Origin of the sequence: Caballeronia sp. INML1 (genome assembly GCF_023631085.1) — a bacterium.
GTDB classification, from domain to species: Bacteria; Pseudomonadota; Gammaproteobacteria; order Burkholderiales; family Burkholderiaceae; genus Caballeronia; species Caballeronia turbans.
The window spans coordinates 41,299-61,511 of sequence record NZ_JALQDT010000038.1 but is presented as its reverse complement, the minus strand read 5'-3'; the positions used below and the strand labels follow the sequence as shown (position 1 = coordinate 61,511).

Sequence of the window (20,213 nt, the reverse complement as noted above, 5' to 3'; positions counted from 1 at the left end):
AAAAGGGTGGGACGTCGGTCGATGAGACCGCCAGCGTCTCCACCCTTTTTTGCTGTCCAGCCGGAGTTTGAATGAGCGTCACCACATCGAGTTTGCAGTCGAAGTCGGCCCGTCGGGCCATCCGGCATTTCGTCGAACTCGTCAGTTCGATGCGCTTCGCCATCGCGTTGCTCGTCATTCTGGCGATCGCGAGCATCATCGGTACGGTGCTCACGCAAGAAGACCCGTATCCCAACTACGTGAATCAGTTCGGTCCGTTCTGGGCCGACATCTTCCGCGGCCTGAGCCTCTACAACGTGTACAGCGCGTGGTGGTTCATGCTCATCCTGATCTTCCTCGTGATTTCGGTGTCGCTGTGCGTCGTGCGCAATAGCCCGAAGATGATCGCGGACCTCAAGAGCTGGAAGGATCGCGTGCATGAAGGCGGCCTGCGCGCATTCCATCACAAGGGCGAATTCACGGTTTCGACGAACCGCGCGCAGACAGCCGCGACGCTCGAGCGGCTCGCCGCGAAGATGGGCTACCGCACCGTCACGCGCCAGACCGACAACGGCGCGACGCTCATCGCCGGCAAGCGCGGCGCGATGACGAAGATCGGCTATATCTCGGCGCACGTCGCGATCGTCGTGATCTGTATCGGAGGGCTGCTCGACAGCAATCTGCCCATCAAATTGCAGATGTGGATGTTCAACAAGACGCCGATCAACAGCAACGCCGTCATCAACGACATTCCGCGCGAGCATCGTCTTTCGACGTCGAACCCGACTTTCCGCGGCTACGCGTGGGTGCCGGAAGGGCAAAACGTCGGCACGGCGATCCTGAATCAGCAGGACGGCTCGATCATTCAGGATCTGCCCTTCTCGATTCAGTTGAACAAGTTCATCGTCGATTACTACTCGACCGGCATGCCGAAGCTCTTCGCGAGCGACATCGTCGTGATCGATCACAAGACGGGCAAGCGCATTCCGGCGCGCGTCGAGGTGAACAAGCCGTTCACGTACGACGGCATCTCGATCTATCAGTCGAGCTTTCAGGACGGCGGCTCGAAGCTCGAAATGACCGCGTGGCCGATGGCCGGCGGCAGCGCGAAGACCGAGCCTTTCAACGGCACGATCGGCGGCACGTCGCCCATCGGCACGCAGTTCACCGGCGCGCAGGGTGAAACCGTCGAGTTCACGGATTTCCGCGCGATCAACGTCGAGAACATGACAGACGGCAGCGGCGCGCCGGACGCGCGCGGCGTCGGCAAGCAGGAAACGCTGCGCGACGCGTTCGACGAGCGTCTCGGCTCCGGCGCGAAGACCTCGAAGCCGACGGATCTACGCAACATCGGCCCTTCGGTGCAATACAAGGTGCGGGGTACGGACGGTCAGGCGCGCGAGTACAGCAATTACATGCTGCCGGTCGACGTGAGCGGGCAGCGCATGTTCCTCGCGGGCATGCGCGTGAGCCCGAACGATCCATTCCGCTACTTGCGCATTCCCGCCGACGAACAGGGCACGATCAAACAGTGGATGGACCTGCGCGCCGCGCTTGCCACGCCCGCGACGCGCGCCGCAGCCGCGCATCGTTTCGCGTTGCGCTCGGTACCGCAGGAAAACCGCGAATTGCAGGAACATCTGGAAGAAAGCGCGGTTCGCGTGCTGAATCTCTTCGCCGGCGTTGACGAAACAGGCAAGGCGACGACGAATCCCCAGATGATTGGCGGCTTTCAGAGCATCGCGACGTTCATCGACCGCTCGGTGCCGAAGGGTGAGCAGGAAAAAGCCGCGGGCCTTTTGATGCGCATGCTCGAAGGCGCGATGTGGGACGTATGGCAGATTTCCCGAGAGCAAAACGGCCAGCCCGACGCTAAAGTGGATGACAAGAACTCCGCGTTCGTTCAGGCGTCCATCAACGCGCTTTCCGACAGCTTTCTGTACGGTTCGCCCGTCTTTCTGCAACTGGACAACTTCAGGCAGGTGCAAGCTTCGGTATTCCAGTTGACGCGCGCGCCGGGTAAAAATCTGGTGTATCTTGGCAGCCTTCTGCTGGTGGTCGGGATTTTCTCGATGTTCTACGTCCGCGAACGCCGGCTCTGGTTCTGGCTCAAAGATGCAGGACAGGGCGGCGCCAGCGTGCTGATGGCAATGTCTACGGCGCGCCGGACGTTCGATTTCGAGAAGGAGTTCGTACGCACGCGCGCGCAGATCGCGACGGCGCTCGACGCGAAGCCGGCAGAACCGGCCGATCCGTCCCCGGCATCCAGTGCGCCCCCGCACTCGCAATCCGAGACTCCGAGCTCGGAAGTTTCGACACGGTAAGATCATGGACCTCACACAGACTTCCTCACACGCCTCCGCCAAAACGGAACGTCCGGCATCGGGCCTTCCCGATGTCGCCGTGTTCGACGATCGTCCGTTCCTGCGCCGGCTGACGCCGATCGACTGGCTCTTCGCCCTCGCGATGGTCGCAGGCGCGGGTTTCGCGCTGAACCGCTATCACGCATACATGGACGTGTACGACACGGCGGTGCTGGTCGGCGCGGTGCCTACGTTCGTCGTGCTGGGATGGCGCTGGAAACCGGTTCGCCTGCTGATCGCGATGATCGCAGTGCTCGCGCTGTCGTCGATCCAGCTTTACCAGCACGATCTGGCGCGCGCCGACACCAACTTCTTCCTCAAATACTTCCTGTCCAGCCAATCCGCGATTCTATGGATGAGCGCGCTTTTCATCCTCGCGACGCTCTTTTACTGGATCGGTCTGGTGACGCGCTCGCAGACCGGCGGCGCGATCGGCTCGCGCATGACGTGGGTCGCGGTGCTGATGGGCTTCACCGGTCTGATGGTGCGCTGGTACGAGTCGTACATGATCGGCTCGGACGTCGGCCATATTCCGATCTCGAATCTGTATGAAGTGTTCGTGCTGTTCTGCCTGATCACGGCGCTCTTCTATCTCTACTACGAACAGCACTATTCGACGCGGCAGATGGGCGCGTTCGTGCTGCTCGTGATCAGCGCGGCTGTCGGATTCCTGATGTGGTATTCGATCGCTCGCGACGCGCAGCAGATTCAACCGCTCGTGCCCGCGCTGCAAAGCTGGTGGATGAAGATCCACGTGCCGGCGAACTTCATCGGTTATGGCAGCTTCGCGCTCTCGGCGATGGTTTCCGTCGCGTATCTCGCGAAACAGCGCGGCTTCATGGCGGACCGCCTCCCGTCCCTCGAAGTCCTCGACGACGTGATGTACAAGTCGATCGCCGTCGGTTTCGCGTTCTTCACCATCGCGACGATTCTCGGCGCGCTGTGGGCCGCGGAAGCCTGGGGCGGTTACTGGAGCTGGGACCCGAAGGAAACGTGGGCACTGATCGTATGGCTGAATTACGCGGCGTGGCTGCATATGCGCCTCATGAAGGGGCTGCGTGGCGCGGCGGCGGCATGGTGGGCGCTGACTGGCCTGATCGTCACGACGTTCGCGTTCCTCGGCGTGAACATGTTCCTGTCGGGGTTGCATAGCTACGGCAAGCTCTGATCGGTTGAGCCGACTGTGAAAAACCGCCATGCATCGCGCTGGCGGTTTTTTTTCGTTTTGCGGTGGAATACTGGCATCCAGACTGCTGTTTTCCACCTATGAGCATTCAGCAGCGATGCCTTACGCGTCGCAATAGAAGGAGCGCACATGTTTATCAGAAGAAATCGTCAGCTATACGGTGACGACATCGCGGGTCATGAAATCACGCCGCGCGAGGTGTTCGAGAATCGTCGACGCGCGCTGCGCTCGATCGGCGCGTTCGCCGCGACGGGACTCGCCGGCGCGAGCGGTCTCGCCCACGCGACGCTCACGTCGCCGGATGCCAACGGCCAGAAGCTCGCGGCGAAAATCAATCCGAAGTTCGTCGCGCTGGACAAGGCGACGTCGTTCAAGGACATCACGACCTATAACAACTTCTACGAGTTCGGCACCGATAAGGGCGATCCCGTCGAGCACGCGGGCACGCTGCGTCCGCGTCCGTGGAAGGTGTCAGTCGAAGGCGCGATCAAGAACCCGAAGGTCTACGACATCGACGACATCCTGAAGCTCGCGCCGCTCGAGGAGCGTGTGTACCGGTTGCGCTGCGTCGAAGGCTGGTCGATGGTGATTCCGTGGATCGGCGTGTCCTTGTCCGAGCTCATCAAGCGGGCTGAGCCGACGGGCAGCGCGAAGTACGTGCAGTTCATCACGCTCGCCGATCCGTCGCAGATGCCGGGACTCTCGACGCCGATTCTCGAATGGCCCTACTCGGAAGGTCTGCGCATGGACGAGGCGATGAATCCGCTCACGCTCCTGACCGTCGGGTTGTACGGCCAGGTGCTGCCGAACCAGAACGGCGCGCCGGTGCGCGTGGTCGTGCCGTGGAAGTACGGCTTCAAGAGCGCGAAGTCGCTCGTGAAGATCCGCTTCGTCGAGAAGCAGCCGCCTACAAGCTGGAACCTCTACGCGCCCAGCGAATACGGCTTCTATTCGAACGTGAATCCGAACGTCGATCATCCGCGCTGGAGTCAGGCGACCGAGCGGCGCATCGGCGAGGACGGCTTCTTTTCGCCGAAGCGCAAGACGCTCATGTTCAACGGCTACGGCGACCAGGTCGCGTCGCTGTATCAGGGCATGGATCTCAAGAAGAACTTCTGAACGATGCCGACCGTTTCCGAGATCAAAGGCGCGCGGGCAAACGCGGGCATTCGCTGGCTTGTTCCCGCGAAGGTCGCCGTGTTCATCGCGATGCTGTTTCCGCTCGCGCGTCTCGTGGTGCTGGGCATGACGGGCGGCCTGGGCGCAAATCCGATCGAATTCATCACGCGTTCGACCGGCCTCTGGACGCTCGTCTATCTGTGCATCACGCTGGCGATCACACCGGTGCGCCGCATGACCGGCATCACGGCACTCGCGCGCTTTCGCCGGATGATCGGGCTGTACGCCTTCTTTTTCGCCGTGCTGCACTTCACGACATATATCTGGTTCGACAAATGGTTCGATGTCGCCGCGATGCTGAAGGACATCGGCAAGCGGCCGTTCATCACGGTCGGCTTCGCGGCGTTCGTGCTGCTGATTCCGCTTGCGGTCACGTCGCCCAAAGCCATCGCGAGAAAGCTCGGCCGCCGCTGGCAGACCTTGCATCGGGCGATCTATCTGATCGCCGCGCTCGCGATCCTGCATTTCTGGTGGATGAAGGCGGGCAAGCACGATTTCGAACTGCCGAAGATCTACGGTTCGATCGTGATCGTGTTGCTGGGCTGGCGCGTGATCGCGTGGCTTCGAACGCGAACGACACGACGGCGCGCATAAAAAAAGCGATGCCGAGGCATCGCTTTTTGTTGAAGCCCGCGAAGCTTCAGTCCGGCAGAACCGATTCCCCGGCGAACAACTGCTTCACTTCTTCACGTTCGCGCACGAGACGCGCGCGTTCGCCGTCGACCATGATTTCGGCCGCGCGCGGACGCGTGTTGTAGTTCGAGCTCATCACGAAGCCGTACGCGCCCGCGGAGCAGATCGCGAGCAGGTCGCCCGGTTCGATGGCCAGTTCACGGTCGCGACCGAGCCAGTCGCCGCTCTCGCACACCGGACCGACGACATCGTACTTGTGCGCCTGTGCGTCGCGCTTCACGACCGGCACGATGCGATGAAACGCCTCGTACATCGCGGGACGTGCGAGATCGTTCATCGCCGCATCGACGATGGCAAAGTTCTTTTCCTCGCCCGGCTTCAGAAACTCGACGCGCGTCAACAGCACGCCGGCATTGCCGACGAGTGAACGTCCCGGCTCGAAATACACTTCACGCTGACCGTGGCCGCGCTTCTCGATGTGATCGAGCACCGTCTTCACGAACTCGCCGATATCGGGCGGCGTTTCGTCGTCATAGGTGATGCCTAGACCGCCGCCCACATCAACGTGGCGAATGTTCATGCCGTCCGCTTCGATCTGCTCGACGAGTTCGAGCAGCTTGTCGACGGCATCGAGATACGGACTGATCTCGGTGATCTGCGAGCCGATGTGGCAATCGATGCCGACGACATCGAGGTTCGGCATCGCATGCGCTTGCGCGTAGGTCGCGCGGGCATCGCTGAACGCGACGCCGAACTTGTTCGATTTGAGGCCCGTTGAGATGTACGGATGCGTCTTCGCATCGACATCGGGATTCACGCGCAATGAAACCGGCGCTTTCTTGCCGAGCGATGTCGCGACTTCGTTCAACGCGTGCAACTCGGGAATCGACTCGACGTTGAAGCACTTCACGCCCGCTTCGAGCGCCTCGCGCATTTCCGCCGCCGATTTGCCGACGCCCGAAAACACCGTGTTTTCCGCCTTGCCGCCCGCCGCGAGCACCCGCGCGAGTTCGCCCGACGACACGATGTCGAAGCCCGCGCCCATGCGCGCGAACACGTTGAGCACCGCGAGATTGCTGTTCGCCTTCACCGCGACGTGGACCGTCGCGCGACGGCCCGCGCATGCATCGGCGTAGGCGTGATAGGCGCGCGTCAGCGCATCGCGGGAATAGACATAGAGCGGCGTGCCGAACTGCTCCGCGAGCGACGCGGCTGAGACGCCTTCAGCGTGCAGCACGCCGTCGACGTAGTGGAATGCGGAATCACTCATGCGTGGAATCGAAAATGCGCCCGTGAAGGCATCAAGGATCGAGGATCAGTAAGCGGACGACGCGGCTTTGGGCGCCGATGTGGCGTCGGGGCTGGTCTTGAGGTCGGTCTCGGGCGAGAGCGACAGGGGCTGTCCCGACGTATCCGGAACGTTGCCCGGAGCGACATTCGAAGGCGGCGTATTCTGGAGATCGTTGGGACGTTGCGGTAGCGGAGGTACCTGCGGCAGATAAAGCGGACCACGTTGCCCACAACCGCCGAGCGTGATCGTTGCTGCGGCGCCGATGCTCAAAGCCGCTACAATCGCGCTCATCCTGAAAACGACTCGCATGACCGTCCCTATACGTTTAATCGATGGAGTTTAGCATGACAGACCAGGAATACCTGACGCTGGCGGAGGCCGCGCTGAGCGCCATCGAGCGCTCGGTGGACGCCGCCGAGGCCGATATCGAATTCGAGCGCAGCGGCAATGTTTTGACGCTGGAGTTCGAGAATCGCACCAAGGTGATCGTGAACCTGCAACCGCCGAAACATGAGATCTGGCTGGCGGCCAAGGCGGGTGGTTTCCATTACAAGTACGTAAACGGCGCCTGGCGCGACACGCGCGACAACAGCGAATTCTTTGCCACGCTGAGCAAATATTCGAGCGAACAGGCCGGCGAGCCGATCCGGTTCAAGGCATAAAAAAAAGCGGGCGGACCGCGTGGTCCGCTCGCTTCACACGTTGCAAGGGCGTGGTTATTGCCCCTTGAACAGATTCATGATGTCCTGCTTTTCCTGTTCGCCGACTTCGGGCGTCGGCGCCGTCGTCGTCACACCGGACACACCTTCCTGCGGCGGCGCCTGACTCACGCCGATGGTCGCGACGAAGCCGTGCCCCGGCGTCATGTCGTCGAAGTACAGCTCGTTGCCGAGCGACGTGATATCGGGCGGCATCATCGGCTTGTACTCGGGCACGCCCTTAAGGGCCTTGCCCATGTAATCCATCCATACCGGCAACGCGAGCCCGCCGCCGGTTTCCTTGTCGCCGAGGCTGCGCGGATTGTCATAGCCGATCCACGCAATCGCGACGAGCGTGCGCTGATAGCCGGCGAACCACGCATCGCGCGAATCGTTCGTCGTGCCCGTTTTGCCGGCGAGATCGCCGCGCTTCAACTGATTCGTTTTCGCTCCCGTGCCGTGCTGCGCGACGCTCTGCAGAAGGCTGTTCATCACGAACGCGTTGCGCGGCGTGATCGCGAGCGGCGCGGTTTGCTGCGCGACGAGCGGTTGCGGGTGCGATACGACGCGGCCGTACGGATCGGTGATATCGGCGATCAGGTACGGATTCACGCGATAACCGCCGTTCGCGAACACCGCATAGCCGGCCGCCATCTGCAACGGCGTGACGAGGCCCGCGCCCAGCGCCATCGGCAGATAGGCGGGATGACGGTCCGCATCGAAACCGAAGTGCGTGATGTACTGCTGCGCGTATTTCGTGCCGATATGACTCAGGATGCGGATCGACACCATGTTCTTCGAGCGTTGCAGCGCGGAGCGCATCGACATCGGCCCGTCGAAGCCGCCGCCGTAGTTCTTCGGCTCCCACGCCTGGCCGCCGGTCTCGGCGGCGCTGAAGAACAGCGGGCCATCGTTGATGATCGTCGCGGGGGAAAGACCTTTCTCGAGCGATGCCGAATAGATGAACGGCTTGAAGCTCGAACCCGGCTGACGCCATGCCTGCGTGACGTGATTGAACTTGTTCTTGTTGAAGTCGAAGCCGCCGACGAGTGCCCGGATCGCGCCGTCCTGCGGCACCATCGACACGAGCGCGCCTTCGACTTGCGGCAGTTGCGTGATGACCCAATTGCCGTCGTCGTCCTTCACGAGACGCACGATCGCGCCCGGGCGGATGCGCGAATTCGGCTGCGCGCGCGAGCTCAGCGCGTACTGGACGAAGCGCAGATCGCTGCCGGTGATGGTCGCCGTATTGCCGTCGATGAAGCTCGCCTTCACTTCCTTCGGATTCGCCGACGTCACCACGGCCGCGACGATCTCGCCGTTGTCGGGATGCTCGGCGAGCGCATCGTCGATGGCCTGCTCGCGGTCATCCGCGTTCGAGGGCAGGTCGATATAGCCTTCCGGCCCGCGATAACCATGCCGATGCTCGTAGTCCATCAGGCCCTTGCGCACCGCGCGATAGGCGGCGTCCTGATCGGCGGAATCGATCGTCGTCACGACGTTCAGGCCGCGCGTGTACGCTTCCTCGCGATATTGCGCGTACATCATCTGACGCACCATTTCCGCGACGTACTCGGCGTGCACGCTGAACTCGCGGTCCTGGCCCTTCACGACGAGCGGCTGCTTCACGGCCTGCTCGAAATCGGCCTGAGTGATGAAATTCAGCTCGCGCATGCGTTGCAGGATGTACTCCTGCCGCACTTTCGCGCGCTTCGGATTGACGACCGGGTTATACGCCGACGGCGCCTTCGGCAGGCCCGCGAGCATCGCGGCCTCGGCGAGCGTGACGTCCTTCAGATCCTTGCCGAAGTAGACTCGCGCCGCGCTCGCGAAACCGTAGGCGCGTTGGCCGAGATAGATCTGATTCATATAGACCTCGAGAATCTGATCCTTCGTCAGCGCGCGCTCTATCTTGTACGCGAGCAGCATTTCGTAAATCTTGCGCGTGTAGGTCTTCTCGCTCGACAGGAAGAAGTTGCGCGCGACCTGCATCGTGATCGTGCTCGCGCCTTGCGACGCGTGGCCGTTGGTCAGCGCGACCGATCCCGCACGCAGAATGCCGGTGAGATCGACGCCGCCGTGATCGTAGAAACGCGAGTCCTCGATGGCGAGCACGGCTTTTTTCAGATGATCGGGCACGTCCTGGATGCGCACGACGCTGCGTCGCTCCACGCCGAATTCACCGATCAGGACGTGATCCGCCGTATAGATGCGCAGCGGCACCTTAGGCTTGTAATCAGTGAGCGCTTCGAGGGAAGGCAGGTTCGGCATCGCGACGACGAGCGCGTAGCCGAGCACGAGACCCGCGCAGACGACGAGCGCGAACAGGCTGACGAAAAATCCGAGCATGAGCCGCGCCCACCACGGGCGCCTGGATTTGTTGGGCCTCTCGGGCGGCGTGGACGACGGGTTGGACGGGGAAGAGGATTGCATTGGCACCACCAAAAACGGTCACGCGATTATAGCTGTCCCGATTTGAGACTTTTCTGAAGCCTTTCAGCACGTCGCTTACGTGCGCCTGCCGCTGTCTTCAAGATACGCGCGATCGTGCACGTAAGCATCCTTCTATCGTGAGCGTTGGCCGTTTGGCCGAGTGTTCGCCGCCGATCACGCTCGCGACAATCCTTCCACGTCGAGCGCCGAACGGTTCGGTGCGCGAGTGAATGGAAGGAGTGGCTGATGAGTAAGGAAAACACGCTGCGCGGCACGATGCTGACGATCACGCGGCGCTACGCGGCGGGGATCGACGTCGGCGAGGACGCGGTGCGGCTCGCGGTCGTGAGCAGGCGATTGCGAGCGAACGCGGCGGTGTGCGTCGAACATCTGGATTCGGTGGCGCTGCCGTCCGGCGCGGTGATCGACGGCGACTTCATCGACCGCGCGGCTATCGTCGCGGCGTTGCGCGAGGCGATCGGGCGCCTGCCGGAAAGCGGCGCGTGGCGGGCGCTGCGCTGCGCGATGGGCTTGCCCGCGTCGGCGACGCTCACGATGCAGATTCCGCTCGCGCGTCTGATCGACACCCAAGAGCAGCACGCGGACGCTATCGGCGGCGATCCGCGCGGCATGCTCGAACCGGCCGTGCTCGTGGAAGCCGAGCGCGCGGCGGGAATCGAACGCGGCGCGCTGGCCGTGGACGGGTCCGTGCAGGCCAGGGAGGACGGCGAGGCGCAGGTCGCGATCGCAGCCACGGCGCGGCGGCACGTGGAGGCGCGCGTCGAAACGGCGGCGCAAGCGGGCATCGCGCTATCCGCCATCGACGGCGAAGCGGCGGCCGCGTTGCGCGCGATGCGCCACGCCGGTTCGGTCGAACTGGACGCCGACGCGCGCTATCTCGTTTGCTGGCTGGAAAGCACCGGGTTGCACGGCTGGCTCGTCGGCAGGCGCGGAGTCGAAAACGAAGTCCGATATCCGGCGCCGGAGCATCGGAGCATCGCCGACGCGCTGCACGAACTCGCCGGTCAGGAGGCGCCGCTCGACTGTATCTATGTGGGCGGACAGATCGAGTTGATGACGCACGCGAGCCTTCCGCTCCCCGTTCTGGGCAAGACCTTCGGCTGTCCCGCGCTGCCCTTCGAGGCCGCGCCGTACTGCAACGGCGCCTCCGACATCCCGGCTGCGCACAGGCATTCGCCGCGCTTCGCGGCCGCGTTCGGGCTGGCCTTGCGCGAGGTGATGCAATGAGCGCCGCCATGCTCGATGGATTCAATCTTCTGCCGTATCGCGCACGAAAGCGCCGCGAAGTGAGGCGTCAGCGGCTTGCGCTGCTCGGCGCGATGAGTCTGGCCGGCTGCGCGGCTGTCGGCGCCGTGGCCGGCTGGGATACGTTCGAGCGCGCCCGTCTGGATGAGCGACGCATGGCGCTGGAGGCGTCGCTGCGCACATCGGGCGCGCAGATCGACGAACATGCGCGGCTCCTTCGCGCGGAATCGGACCGCCGGCGCGCGCGTGAGGCTGCGCAGCCGTTGGCCTTGCCGCGCGAGCGCTTCCTCGCACTGCTCGAAGCCCTCGCCGACGCGCCCTTGCAACGCGGTGTCGCGCTTCAACGCGTGTCGCAGCGAACGAACGAGGTCGAGCTTGCCGCGCTCGCTCCCGATTCGCAGTCGGCCGCGCAATGGCTCAAGCGGCTGGAACGCGTGCGCGGCGTGCAGGCGGTGGAAGTGATCGAAATGAAGCGGCGCGCGGAGCCGGCGGCTCCGGCCAGGCGTGGCGCATCGACTCCCGGGGGAGAGCGTTCCGCGCATTTCGAGTTCGTCGCGCTCGTGCGTTACGCGCCGGATCATTCGCGCGATGAAGCCGCGTTGCATCAGGCGCATCCGATATTGACCGCCACGCGTCCCGTCGCGCAGGAGAACCGTCCATGAGCACGATTCCGATGAACTTCGCTATGAAGACGCGTGCGCGCGGTGCGCCCTCTATCCTGCAGCCGCTCGCCGAATGGTCGTGGCGCCGGACCATGTGCGTCGCGATTGCATTGAGTGTGCTCGTCTTCGTGCTCGGTCTGCGAGCCTGGCGGACAGTGGACGCGAACCCGCTCGAAGCGAGCCGCGTCGCGTGGGCGGCGACGTCGGCGAAAGTGCAGGACGCCGGGCGCATCGCTGCGGATCTGCCGGACTTACGGGCGCGGGCGGCGTCGGGTCGTATGGAGCCGGAGCACTGGAGCGCCGCCGACGCGTTGCGCGCCATCGCGGATCTGGCCACACAGAGCGGCTTGCGCGTCGCCGATATCGAGCCTGTAGCGGTCAAGGGCGGCGAACCGAAGCGGAGTGAGCCGATTCCGGAGCGCGCGCTCAAACTGCGCGCGGACGGCACCTTCCCGGAGATGCGACGCTTCCTTGAAGCGCTCGCCGGCCTGCCTCGGCTCGTCGTGCCCGAAAGCGTGCAGATCAGGCGACAGCAGGGCACGCTCGCCCTCGAAGCGACGCTGCGCGTGTTCGAGACGCTGCCGGCGATATCGCGCGCCGCGGCCTCACGCGCCAACGCGTTCGTCGTCGATCCGTTCAGCAATGCGGACGCGGCGGTGCAGGGCGGCGACATGCTGCTCGTGGGCACGTTCGTCGGGCGCCGTCGTGCGATGGCGCTTTTGCAGAGCGGACGCGACGTCGTCGGCTTCACGCCGGGGCAGAAGATCGGCGACGAATGGATCGGGCGCGTCATACCGGGTGCAATCGAACTCGCTCGTACCGACGGCAACGCGCGCAAGCTGACGTTCGCGGAGGATCGCAAGTGAGCCAATTCGCGAAGCTTTCACGCAGGTTCGCGGGAACGGGCGCGGCCTTCATGCTGTTCGCGCACATGACGCTTGCAGCCGAAAGCGCCGATTCGATCGTCGCGCCGTTGCCGCCGTTGCCTGCATCGTTCGAAGCACAGCCTGTCGATCAGCCCGTACCGGATGCGCCCGTCGTCCAGAACGCCGACGCTGCCGCGCCCGCGAAGCCCGCGGCCGAAGCGGGGGACGCGCTTGAAGGCCCGCCGGTGCCCTTGCCGGCACTCGAACGATTGAGCCGCGCAAAGCATGACGGAAACGACGACGGCAAGCCGATCACGCTCGATCTGAAAAACGCCGACCTCAGCGCCGCGCTGCACGCTTTTGCGCGCTTCACGGGCCTGAACATCGTCGCGAGCGAAAAGGTACGCGGACAGGTGTCGATGAATCTCGTCGCTGTTCCGTGGCGCCGTGCGTTCGACACGCTCCTCGAAGTCCACGGTCTCGCGATGGAGCAGCACGGCAACGTGATCTGGGTCGCGCCGCTCGCCGAACTCGCCGCGCGCGAGAAGCTGCGTTTCGAGGCGCACGCGCGCGCCGCGGATCTCGAACCGCTCGCGAGCCGTACGTTCGTGCTGCGCTATTCGCGTGCGGAAGACCTTCGCAAGATGCTGACCGGCTCGGGCAGTCAGCGCGTGCTGTCCAAGCGCGGCTCCGCCATCGCCGATGCGCGCACGAACCTGCTCTTCGTCACCGACCTCGACGCGCGCGTGCAGCAGATCGCCGAGCTGATCGCCCTGATCGACAAGCCGACGCCGCAGGTGATGATCGAAGCGAAGATCGTGGAGGGTGAGGCGGGGCTGTCGCGCAATCTCGGCGTCAAGCTGGGCGTCGCGGCGCAGAACGATCCCGCGACCGGGTTGGCGGGCGGCAAGGAGGGTGTGGTATACGATCTGTCGGCGGGGCCGATCAACGGTTTCGACGCGGCGACCGCCGGGCTCACGTTGTTCGTCGCGCAGGCGACCCGGCTGCTCAATCTCGAACTGAGCGCGCTGAGGCGGAAGGGCGCGGACAAATCGTCTCGCGTCCGCGTGTCGTGACGGCGGACCGGATGAAATCCGTCGTCGAGCAGGGCGTGGACGTGCCGTATCAGGCGAAGGTCGGCAACGGCATGTCGGGCGTGCAGTTTCGGCGCGCAACGCTCAAACTGGAGGTTGAGCCGCAGATCACGCCGCACGGCCACGTCATTCTCGATCTCGACATCACGAAAGACAGTCTCGGCGAGCAGACGGCGAACGGGCCGGCCATCCACACCAAGCATGTTCAGACGCGCGTGGAGGTGGAAAACGGCGGCACGGTGGCGATTGGCGGCATTTATTCCGATGACGAGCGAGACGACACGACCGGCGTGCCGGGACTCTCGAAACTGCCGGTGATCGGCTGGCTGTTCCGTCACGACGCGCGGCGCAGGTCGAAAAGCGAGCTCGTCATATTGATTACGCCGCGTGTGATCGCGTCGAGCAGCTGAACGCCAGCTCCCTGGCGGCGCGACTCGACAAAGCGGGCGGTTTGCCCTTAAGCTGCCGCACGAAGAAATTCGATACTGTAAAAGGATCCAGGTTGCAGGAAGGGCACGCGAACGCGAACATTTTTTTCGTCGGACTCATGGGGGCGGGTAAAACCACCGTGGGCCGCGCGGTTGCGCGCCGTCTGCAGCGCTCGTTCATCGATTCGGATCTGGAGATCGAGGCGCGTACGGGCGCTCGCATCCCGGTGATCTGGGAACTCGAGGGCGAGGCGGGTTTTCGTCAGCGCGAGGCGAACATCATCGATGAGCTTTCGCAGCGCAGCGGCATCGTACTCGCGACCGGCGGCGGCGCGGTGCTTCGGCCCGAGAATCGGGAACATCTGAAGAATCGCGGCATCGTCATTTATCTGCGCGCCAATCCGCACGATCTCTGGCAACGCACGCGGCGCGACAAGAATCGCCCGCTCCTGCAGACCGAAGATCCGCGCGGCAAGCTCGAAGCGCTTTTTCAGGTGCGCGATCCGCTGTATCAGCAGTGCGCGCATTTCGTCGTGGAAACGGGGCGGCCGACCGTCAACGCGCTCGTCAATATGGTCCTGATGCAACTGGAGGTCGCCGGCGTCGTCAAGTCGGCTGAGTCATAATGTCCGCCATGATTACCCCAACGATCACCGTCAGCGTCGAACTGGGCGAGCGCGCCTATCCCATTCATATCGGTGCGGGCCTGATCGGCCGCACGGAACTCTTCGCGCCGCACATCAAGGGTTCGTCCGTGGCGATCGTCACGAATTCCACCATCGATCCGCTTTACGGCGAACGGTTGCGCGCCGCGCTCGAACCGCTCGGCAAGAAGGTGACTACCGTAGTCCTGCCGGACGGCGAAGCGCACAAGAACTGGGAAACGCTCAACACGATCTTCGATGCGCTCCTCACCGAACGCGCCGATCGCAAGACCACGCTGATCGCGCTCGGCGGCGGTGTCGTCGGCGACATGACCGGGTTCGCGGCGGCGTCCTACATGCGCGGCGTACCGTTCATCCAGGTGCCGACCACGCTGCTTTCACAAGTCGATTCATCGGTAGGCGGCAAGACGGGCATCAATCATCCGCTCGGCAAGAACATGATCGGCGCGTTCTATCAGCCGCAGGCGGTCATCGCGGATATCGGCGCGCTGCACACCTTGCCGGAGCGCGAACTGGCGGCGGGCATCGCGGAAGTCATCAAGACCGCGGCCATCAAGGACGCCGAGTTTTTCGAATGGATCGAAGCCAACATCGACGCGCTCAATCGCCGCGACGACGACGCGCTCGCGCACGCGGTCAAGCGTTCGTGCGAGATCAAGGCGTCGGTCGTCGCGTCCGACGAGCGCGAAGGCGGCCAGCGCGCCATTCTCAATTTCGGCCACACCTTCGGCCATGCGATCGAAGCCGGGCTCGGCTACGGCGAATGGCTGCATGGCGAGGCGGTCGGTTGTGGCATGGTGATGGCGGCGGATCTGTCGGTGCGCCTCGGCAAGCTCGACGAAGCCGCGCGTCAGCGTCTCGTGCGTGTGATCGAAGCGGCGAAGCTGCCGGTCACGGCGCCGCGGCTCGGCGACGACCGCTACGTCGATCTGATGAAGGTCGACAAGAAGGCCGAAGCTGGCGAGATCAAATTCATTCTGCTGACCCGCTTCGGCGCGACAGAGATCACGAGCGCGCCCGATCAGGCCGTGCGCGCGACGCTCGCAGCCAGCGTCTGATCCGCGCGAGCGGCGGCTAGAACCACGACGATGCGGAGCAGCCGGTGAGCGACATAGAAGATCAAGTTCCGCAGGGCACGCCGCCGACGCTCGCGTTCGAAGCGCATCTCGCGCCGTATGCCGCGCACGCGTCGCAATCGCGCGGGCGGCGCTTCGCCGAAACGCCGCCTGCGGCGCGCACCGAGTTCCAGCGCGATCGCGACCGCATCGTGCACTCGACCGCATTTCGCAGACTCGAATACAAGACGCAGGTCTTCGTCAATCACGAAGGCGATCTGTTCCGTACACGCCTCACGCACAGTCTCGAAGTCGCGCAGATCGCGCGTTCGGTCGCGCGCAACCTGAGGCTGAACGAAGATCTGGTCGAAGCCATCTCGCTCGCGCACGATCTCGGCCACACGCCATTCGGTCATGCCGGGCAAGACGCGCTGCACGAATGCATGCGCGATCACGGTGGCTTCGAGCACAATCTGCAGAGCCTCGCAGTGGTCGATCAGCTCGAAGAGCATTACGGCGCGTTCAACGGCCTGAACCTCTGCTTCGAGACGCGAGAAGGCATCCTCAAGCATTGCTCGCGCGAAAACGCGCGCAAGCTCGGCGAACTCGGCGAGCGCTTTCTCACGGGAAAGCAGCCGTCGCTCGAAGCGCAGATCGCGAATGTCGCCGATGAAATCGCCTACAACAATCACGATGTGGACGATGGCCTGCGCTCCGGCCTCATCACGCTCGATCAGCTTTCCGAAGTGAGTCTGTGGCACACGCATTACGATGCGGCGCGGGCCGATTATCCGGACATCGAAGGGCGCAGGCTCATCCACGAAACGATCCGCCGCATCATCAACACGTTGATCGTCGATCTGATCGAGGCGACGGGCCGCAACCTCGAACGCGTCGCGCCGCAATCGCTCGACGCCGTGCGCAATGCGCCGCCGCTCGTCGCACACAGCGATGAAGTCGCGGCGCAGGCGGCGCAACTCAAGCGCTTTCTCTTCAAGAACCTGTACCGCCACTATCGCGTGATGCGCATGGCCAACAAGGCGAAGCGCGTCGTGACGGGCCTTTTCGAAGCCTTCACCGACGATCCGCGTCTCTTGCCGCCCGCCTATCAGGCACGCGGGCCTGTGACGGAGGAATCCGCGAACGACGCGCCTTCATCGAGCCATGACAGCTCGCAGGCGCGGCTCATCGCGCATTACATCGCGGGCATGACCGATCGCTATGCATTGAAAGAGTATCAACGCCTGTTTGTCATCGACAACAACTAATATCGCGCGTTTCAAGCGCGAATCCTCAAAAGGAGACTCATCGATGAGCTGCAAGCCCTTGTTCCGCACGATCTCGGCCGCGGCCGTTCTGGCCTTCGGCGCCAGCACCGCAGCGCACGCCGCGACGGAAATCCAGTTCTGGCACGCGATGGAAGCCGCGCTCGGCGAGCGCGTGAACGACATCGCCAACGACTTCAACAAGTCGCAGAGCGATTACAAGATCGTTCCCGTGTTCAAGGGCACATATGACCAGGCGCTCGCGGCGGGCATCGCGGCGTATCGCAGCGGCAACGCGCCCGCGATCCTGCAGGTCTACGAAGTCGGCACCGCGACGATGATGCAGGCGAAGAAGGCAGTCATCCCGGTCTACGACGTCTTCAAGCAGGCCGGCGTGCCGCTCGACGAAAAGGCGTTCGTGCCGACCATCGCCGGTTACTACAGCGACGCGAAGACCGGCCATCTGATCTCGATGCCGTTCAACAGCTCGACGCCTGTTCTCTATTACAACAAGGACGCATTCAAGAAAGCCGGTCTCGATCCGAACCAGCCGCCGAAGACCTGGGCCGATGTCGAAGCCGACGCGAAGAAGCTGAAGGCCGCCGGCTATTCGTGCGGTTACTCGTCGGGCTGGCAAAGCTGGATTCAGCTCGAGAATTACAGCGCGTGGCATGCCGCGCCGTTCGCGACGAAGAACAACGGTTTCGACGGCCTCGACGCCAAGCTCGAATTCAACAAGCCGCTGCAGGTCGCGCATATCCAGTTCCTGCAGAACATGGCGAAGGAAGGCACGTTCACGTATGTCGGCCGCAAGGACGAGCCGGTGTCGAAGTTCTATAGCGGCGACTGCGGCATCATCACGAACTCGTCGGGCTCGCGCGCGACCATCGCGAAATTCGCGAAGTTCGACTACGGCGTGGGCATGATGCCCTACGACGCGAACGTAAAGGGTGCGCCCCAGAACGCGATCATCGGCGGCGCGAGCCTGTGGGTGTTGTCGGGCAAGGACCCGGCCGTCTACAAGGGCGTCGCGAAGTTCCTCGCGTATCTTTCGACGCCGGAAGTCGCCGGGAAGTGGCATCAGGACACGGGCTATCTGCCGGTCACGCAGGCCGCATACGAGCTCACGCAGAAGCAGGGCTTTTACGACAAGAACCCCGGCGCGGACATCGCGATCAAGCAGATGCTGAACAAGCCGCCGCTCCCTTACACGAAGGGGCTGCGTCTGGGCAACATGCCGCAGATCCGCACGATCGTCGACGAAGAGCTGGAACAGGTCTGGGCTGAGAAGAAGACGCCGCAACAAGCGCTCGACGCGTCAGTGCAGCGCGGCGACGAGCTGCTGCGCCGCTTCGAGAAGACCGGCAACTAAAGCGCATGCGCCCGCGATCATCGCGGGCGCTTCCGTTCGGGACATCAACGCATGGAAAAACGGTCTCGTTTCGATACGAGCGTCCTGCCGTATCTGCTCGTCGCGCCGCAACTCGCGATCACCGCGCTGTTCTTTCTCTGGCCGGCAGGCGAAGCGCTCTGGCAGGCCACGCAGAGTCAGGACGCGTTCGGCACGTCGAGCGAATTCGTCGGGCTGGCGAACTTCAGGCAGTTGTTCGCCGATCCGCTCTATCTCTCGTCGTTCAGCACGACGATGATCTTCTGCTCGCTCGTCACCGTGTCGGGCCTCGTGATCTCGCTCCTGCTCGCCGCATGCGCCGATCGCGTGACGCGCGGTGCGAAGGCGTATCAGACGCTGCTCATCTGGCCATACGCGGTCGCGCCCGCGATCGCCGCCGTGCTGTGGTCGTTCCTGTTCAACCCGAGCATCGGGCTCGTGACGTATGCGCTCGCCAAGCAGGGCATCATCTGGAACCACGCGCTCAATGGCACGCAGGCGATGTTTCTCGTCGTGCTCGCGTCGGTGTGGAAGCAGGTCAGCTACAACTTCCTGTTCTTCTATGCGGGCCTTCAGGCGATTCCGCAATCGCTGATCGAAGCCGCCGCCATCGATGGCGCCGGGCCCGTGCGGCGCTTCTTCGGCATTGCGCTGCCGCTCCTGTCGCCGACGTCTTTCTTCCTGCTCGTCGTGAACCTGGTCTACGCGTTCTTCGATACCTTCCCGGTCATCGATGCCGCTACCGGTGGTGGTCCCGCGCAATCGACCAAGACGCTCATCTACAAGATTTTCGCGGAAGGCTTTCAGGGACTCGACATCGGCAGCTCGGGCGCGCAATCGGTCGTGCTGATGGTGATCGTCGTCGCGTTGACCGTCATCCAGTTCCGCTTCGTCGAACGCAGGGTGCAATATTCATGATCGAAAACCGTCGCGGCTTCGATATCTTCTGTCACGCCGTGCTGTTGCTCGGCGTCGCGCTGATCGTGTTTCCGGTGTACGTCGCGTTCTGCGCGGCCACGATGAACTCGAACGAAGTGTTCAGCGTGCCGCTTTCGCTCGTTCCGAGCACGCATCTCTTCGAGAACGTCGCGCACATCTGGACGCACGGCAGCGGCAATGCGGCGGCGCCGTTCGGTCTCATGTTGATGAACAGCCTCGTGATGGCGCTCGTGATTTCGATCGGCAAGATCGCGGTGTCGATCGTCTCCGCGTACGCGATCGTCTTCTTCCGCTTTCCGATGAAGAACCTCGCCTTCTGGCTCATCTTCATCACGCTGATGCTGCCGGTCGAAGTGCGCATCTTTCCGACGGTGCAAGTCGTCTCGTCGATGCATCTGTCGAACACGTATGCGGGCTTGACGCTGCCGCTGATCGCATCCGCGACGGCGACGTTTCTCTTCCGCCAGTTCTTCATGACGCTGCCCGACGAACTGATGGAAGCGGCGCGCATCGACGGCGCGGGTTCGCTGCGCTTCTTCTGGGACGTCGTGCTGCCGCTGTCGAAGACCAACATCGCGGCGCTCTTCGTCATTACGTTCATCTACGGCTGGAATCAGTATCTCTGGCCGATTCTCATCACCAACGAGGTGTCGCTGCAGACGGCGGTGGTCGGCATCAAGAGCATGATCGCGTCGGGCGATACCGCGACCGAATGGCACCTCGTGATGGCAGCGACGCTGCTCGCGATGCTGCCGCCGCTCGCGGTCGTCCTGACGATGCAGCGCTGGTTCGTGCGCGGACTCGTGGACTCAGAGAAATAA

17 protein-coding genes and 1 pseudogene are annotated in these 20,213 nt (G+C 63.4%); 15 read left to right on the top strand and 3 right to left on the bottom strand.

What is annotated here, in order from left to right; all coding sequences use genetic code 11:
* Positions 1-71: 71 nt before the first annotated feature.
* The 4 genes from NCR38_RS12280 to msrQ all read left to right on the top strand — a co-directional run bounded on the left by NCR38_RS12280 (position 72) and on the right by msrQ (position 5,301).
* Positions 72-2,303, top strand: a complete 2,232-nt coding sequence (locus NCR38_RS12280; protein WP_250477164.1) for a cytochrome c biogenesis protein ResB — start codon at positions 72-74, stop codon at positions 2,301-2,303.
* A 4-nt stretch (positions 2,304-2,307) separates the two neighbouring features.
* Positions 2,308-3,510 carry a c-type cytochrome biogenesis protein CcsB gene (gene ccsB / locus NCR38_RS12275; RefSeq protein WP_061120212.1) on the top strand — a complete coding sequence of 401 codons (1,203 nt, stop codon included), beginning with the start codon at positions 2,308-2,310 and terminating at the stop codon, positions 3,508-3,510.
* 147 nt (positions 3,511-3,657) lie between these two features.
* On the top strand, positions 3,658-4,647 hold the full coding sequence (msrP, locus tag NCR38_RS12270; RefSeq protein ID WP_061120211.1) for a protein-methionine-sulfoxide reductase catalytic subunit MsrP: 990 nt from the start codon (positions 3,658-3,660) through the stop codon (positions 4,645-4,647).
* Between the two features lie 3 nt (positions 4,648-4,650).
* Positions 4,651-5,301, top strand: coding sequence for a protein-methionine-sulfoxide reductase heme-binding subunit MsrQ (gene msrQ / locus NCR38_RS12265; RefSeq protein WP_250477163.1), 651 nt, complete (start codon positions 4,651-4,653; stop codon positions 5,299-5,301).
* A gap of 46 nt (positions 5,302-5,347) precedes the next feature.
* Here msrQ and lysA read toward each other — a convergent pair whose 3' ends face one another.
* Complete coding sequence (lysA, locus tag NCR38_RS12260; protein ID WP_061120209.1) at positions 5,348-6,610, bottom strand: diaminopimelate decarboxylase; 1,263 nt, start codon at positions 6,608-6,610, stop codon at positions 5,348-5,350.
* Positions 6,611-6,655: 45 nt separating this feature from the next.
* Complete coding sequence (gene lptM / locus NCR38_RS12255; RefSeq protein WP_061120208.1) at positions 6,656-6,940, bottom strand: LPS translocon maturation chaperone LptM; 285 nt, start codon at positions 6,938-6,940, stop codon at positions 6,656-6,658.
* A gap of 35 nt (positions 6,941-6,975) precedes the next feature.
* Between lptM and cyaY the strand changes: the two genes are divergently transcribed.
* Entirely contained in the window at positions 6,976-7,293 is a 318-nt protein-coding gene (cyaY, locus tag NCR38_RS12250) for an iron donor protein CyaY (RefSeq protein ID WP_250477162.1), read from the top strand.
* 54 nt (positions 7,294-7,347) lie between these two features.
* Here cyaY and NCR38_RS12245 read toward each other — a convergent pair whose 3' ends face one another.
* Positions 7,348-9,762 carry a penicillin-binding protein 1A gene (locus NCR38_RS12245; RefSeq protein WP_061120206.1) on the bottom strand — a complete coding sequence of 805 codons (2,415 nt, stop codon included), beginning with the start codon at positions 9,760-9,762 and terminating at the stop codon, positions 7,348-7,350.
* A 246-nt stretch (positions 9,763-10,008) separates the two neighbouring features.
* Between NCR38_RS12245 and pilM the strand changes: the two genes are divergently transcribed.
* The 10 genes and pseudogenes from pilM to ugpE all read left to right on the top strand — a co-directional run bounded on the left by pilM (position 10,009) and on the right by ugpE (position 20,213).
* Complete coding sequence (gene pilM / locus NCR38_RS12240) at positions 10,009-11,010, top strand: type IV pilus biogenesis protein PilM (protein WP_250477161.1); 1,002 nt, start codon at positions 10,009-10,011, stop codon at positions 11,008-11,010.
* Complete coding sequence (locus tag NCR38_RS12235; RefSeq protein WP_250477160.1) at positions 11,007-11,690, top strand: PilN domain-containing protein; 684 nt, start codon at positions 11,007-11,009, stop codon at positions 11,688-11,690. The genes pilM and NCR38_RS12235 overlap by 4 nt, the downstream gene beginning before the upstream one ends.
* Positions 11,687-12,556 (top strand): type 4a pilus biogenesis protein PilO, encoded by an 870-nt coding sequence (pilO, locus tag NCR38_RS12230; RefSeq protein ID WP_250477159.1) that lies wholly within the window; start codon positions 11,687-11,689, stop codon positions 12,554-12,556. The genes NCR38_RS12235 and pilO overlap by 4 nt, the downstream gene beginning before the upstream one ends.
* Positions 12,557-12,621: 65 nt before the next feature.
* A pseudogene (locus tag NCR38_RS12225) lies at positions 12,622-14,060 on the top strand (type IV pilus secretin PilQ).
* A 92-nt stretch (positions 14,061-14,152) separates the two neighbouring features.
* Complete coding sequence (locus tag NCR38_RS12220) at positions 14,153-14,704, top strand: shikimate kinase (RefSeq protein ID WP_061120203.1); 552 nt, start codon at positions 14,153-14,155, stop codon at positions 14,702-14,704.
* On the top strand, positions 14,704-15,801 hold the full coding sequence (gene aroB, locus NCR38_RS12215; RefSeq protein WP_250477158.1) for a 3-dehydroquinate synthase: 1,098 nt from the start codon (positions 14,704-14,706) through the stop codon (positions 15,799-15,801). Before NCR38_RS12220 ends, aroB begins: the two co-directional genes overlap by 1 nt.
* A gap of 44 nt (positions 15,802-15,845) precedes the next feature.
* Positions 15,846-17,066 carry a deoxyguanosinetriphosphate triphosphohydrolase gene (locus NCR38_RS12210; protein ID WP_061120201.1) on the top strand — a complete coding sequence of 407 codons (1,221 nt, stop codon included), beginning with the start codon at positions 15,846-15,848 and terminating at the stop codon, positions 17,064-17,066.
* Between the two features lie 43 nt (positions 17,067-17,109).
* Positions 17,110-18,435: a sn-glycerol-3-phosphate ABC transporter substrate-binding protein UgpB gene (gene ugpB, locus NCR38_RS12205; protein ID WP_061120200.1), complete on the top strand. Its 1,326-nt coding sequence runs from the start codon at positions 17,110-17,112 to the stop codon at positions 18,433-18,435.
* Positions 18,436-18,486: 51 nt separating this feature from the next.
* Entirely contained in the window at positions 18,487-19,371 is an 885-nt protein-coding gene (ugpA, locus tag NCR38_RS12200) for a sn-glycerol-3-phosphate ABC transporter permease UgpA (protein ID WP_061120199.1), read from the top strand.
* Positions 19,368-20,213: a sn-glycerol-3-phosphate ABC transporter permease UgpE gene (gene ugpE, locus NCR38_RS12195; protein WP_061120198.1), complete on the top strand. Its 846-nt coding sequence runs from the start codon at positions 19,368-19,370 to the stop codon at positions 20,211-20,213. Before ugpA ends, ugpE begins: the two co-directional genes overlap by 4 nt.

Bases quoted from the DNA above. Each gene is read 5' to 3' on its own strand.
- NCR38_RS12280 (WP_250477164.1), top strand. From the start codon at position 72: ATGAGCGTCACCACATCGAGTTTGCAGTCGAAGTCGGCCCGTCGGGCC.
- ccsB (WP_061120212.1), top strand. From the start codon at position 2,308: ATGGACCTCACACAGACTTCCTCACACGCCTCCGCCAAAACGGAACGT.
- msrP (WP_061120211.1), top strand. From the start codon at position 3,658: ATGTTTATCAGAAGAAATCGTCAGCTATACGGTGACGACATCGCGGGT.
- msrQ (WP_250477163.1), top strand. From the start codon at position 4,651: ATGCCGACCGTTTCCGAGATCAAAGGCGCGCGGGCAAACGCGGGCATT.
- lysA (WP_061120209.1), bottom strand. From the start codon at position 6,610: ATGAGTGATTCCGCATTCCACTACGTCGACGGCGTGCTGCACGCTGAA.
- lptM (WP_061120208.1), bottom strand. From the start codon at position 6,940: ATGCGAGTCGTTTTCAGGATGAGCGCGATTGTAGCGGCTTTGAGCATC.
- cyaY (WP_250477162.1), top strand. From the start codon at position 6,976: ATGACAGACCAGGAATACCTGACGCTGGCGGAGGCCGCGCTGAGCGCC.
- NCR38_RS12245 (WP_061120206.1), bottom strand. From the start codon at position 9,762: ATGCAATCCTCTTCCCCGTCCAACCCGTCGTCCACGCCGCCCGAGAGG.
- pilM (WP_250477161.1), top strand. From the start codon at position 10,009: ATGAGTAAGGAAAACACGCTGCGCGGCACGATGCTGACGATCACGCGG.
- NCR38_RS12235 (WP_250477160.1), top strand. From the start codon at position 11,007: ATGAGCGCCGCCATGCTCGATGGATTCAATCTTCTGCCGTATCGCGCA.
- pilO (WP_250477159.1), top strand. From the start codon at position 11,687: ATGAGCACGATTCCGATGAACTTCGCTATGAAGACGCGTGCGCGCGGT.
- aroB (WP_250477158.1), top strand. From the start codon at position 14,704: ATGTCCGCCATGATTACCCCAACGATCACCGTCAGCGTCGAACTGGGC.
- ugpB (WP_061120200.1), top strand. From the start codon at position 17,110: ATGAGCTGCAAGCCCTTGTTCCGCACGATCTCGGCCGCGGCCGTTCTG.
- ugpA (WP_061120199.1), top strand. From the start codon at position 18,487: ATGGAAAAACGGTCTCGTTTCGATACGAGCGTCCTGCCGTATCTGCTC.
- ugpE (WP_061120198.1), top strand. From the start codon at position 19,368: ATGATCGAAAACCGTCGCGGCTTCGATATCTTCTGTCACGCCGTGCTG.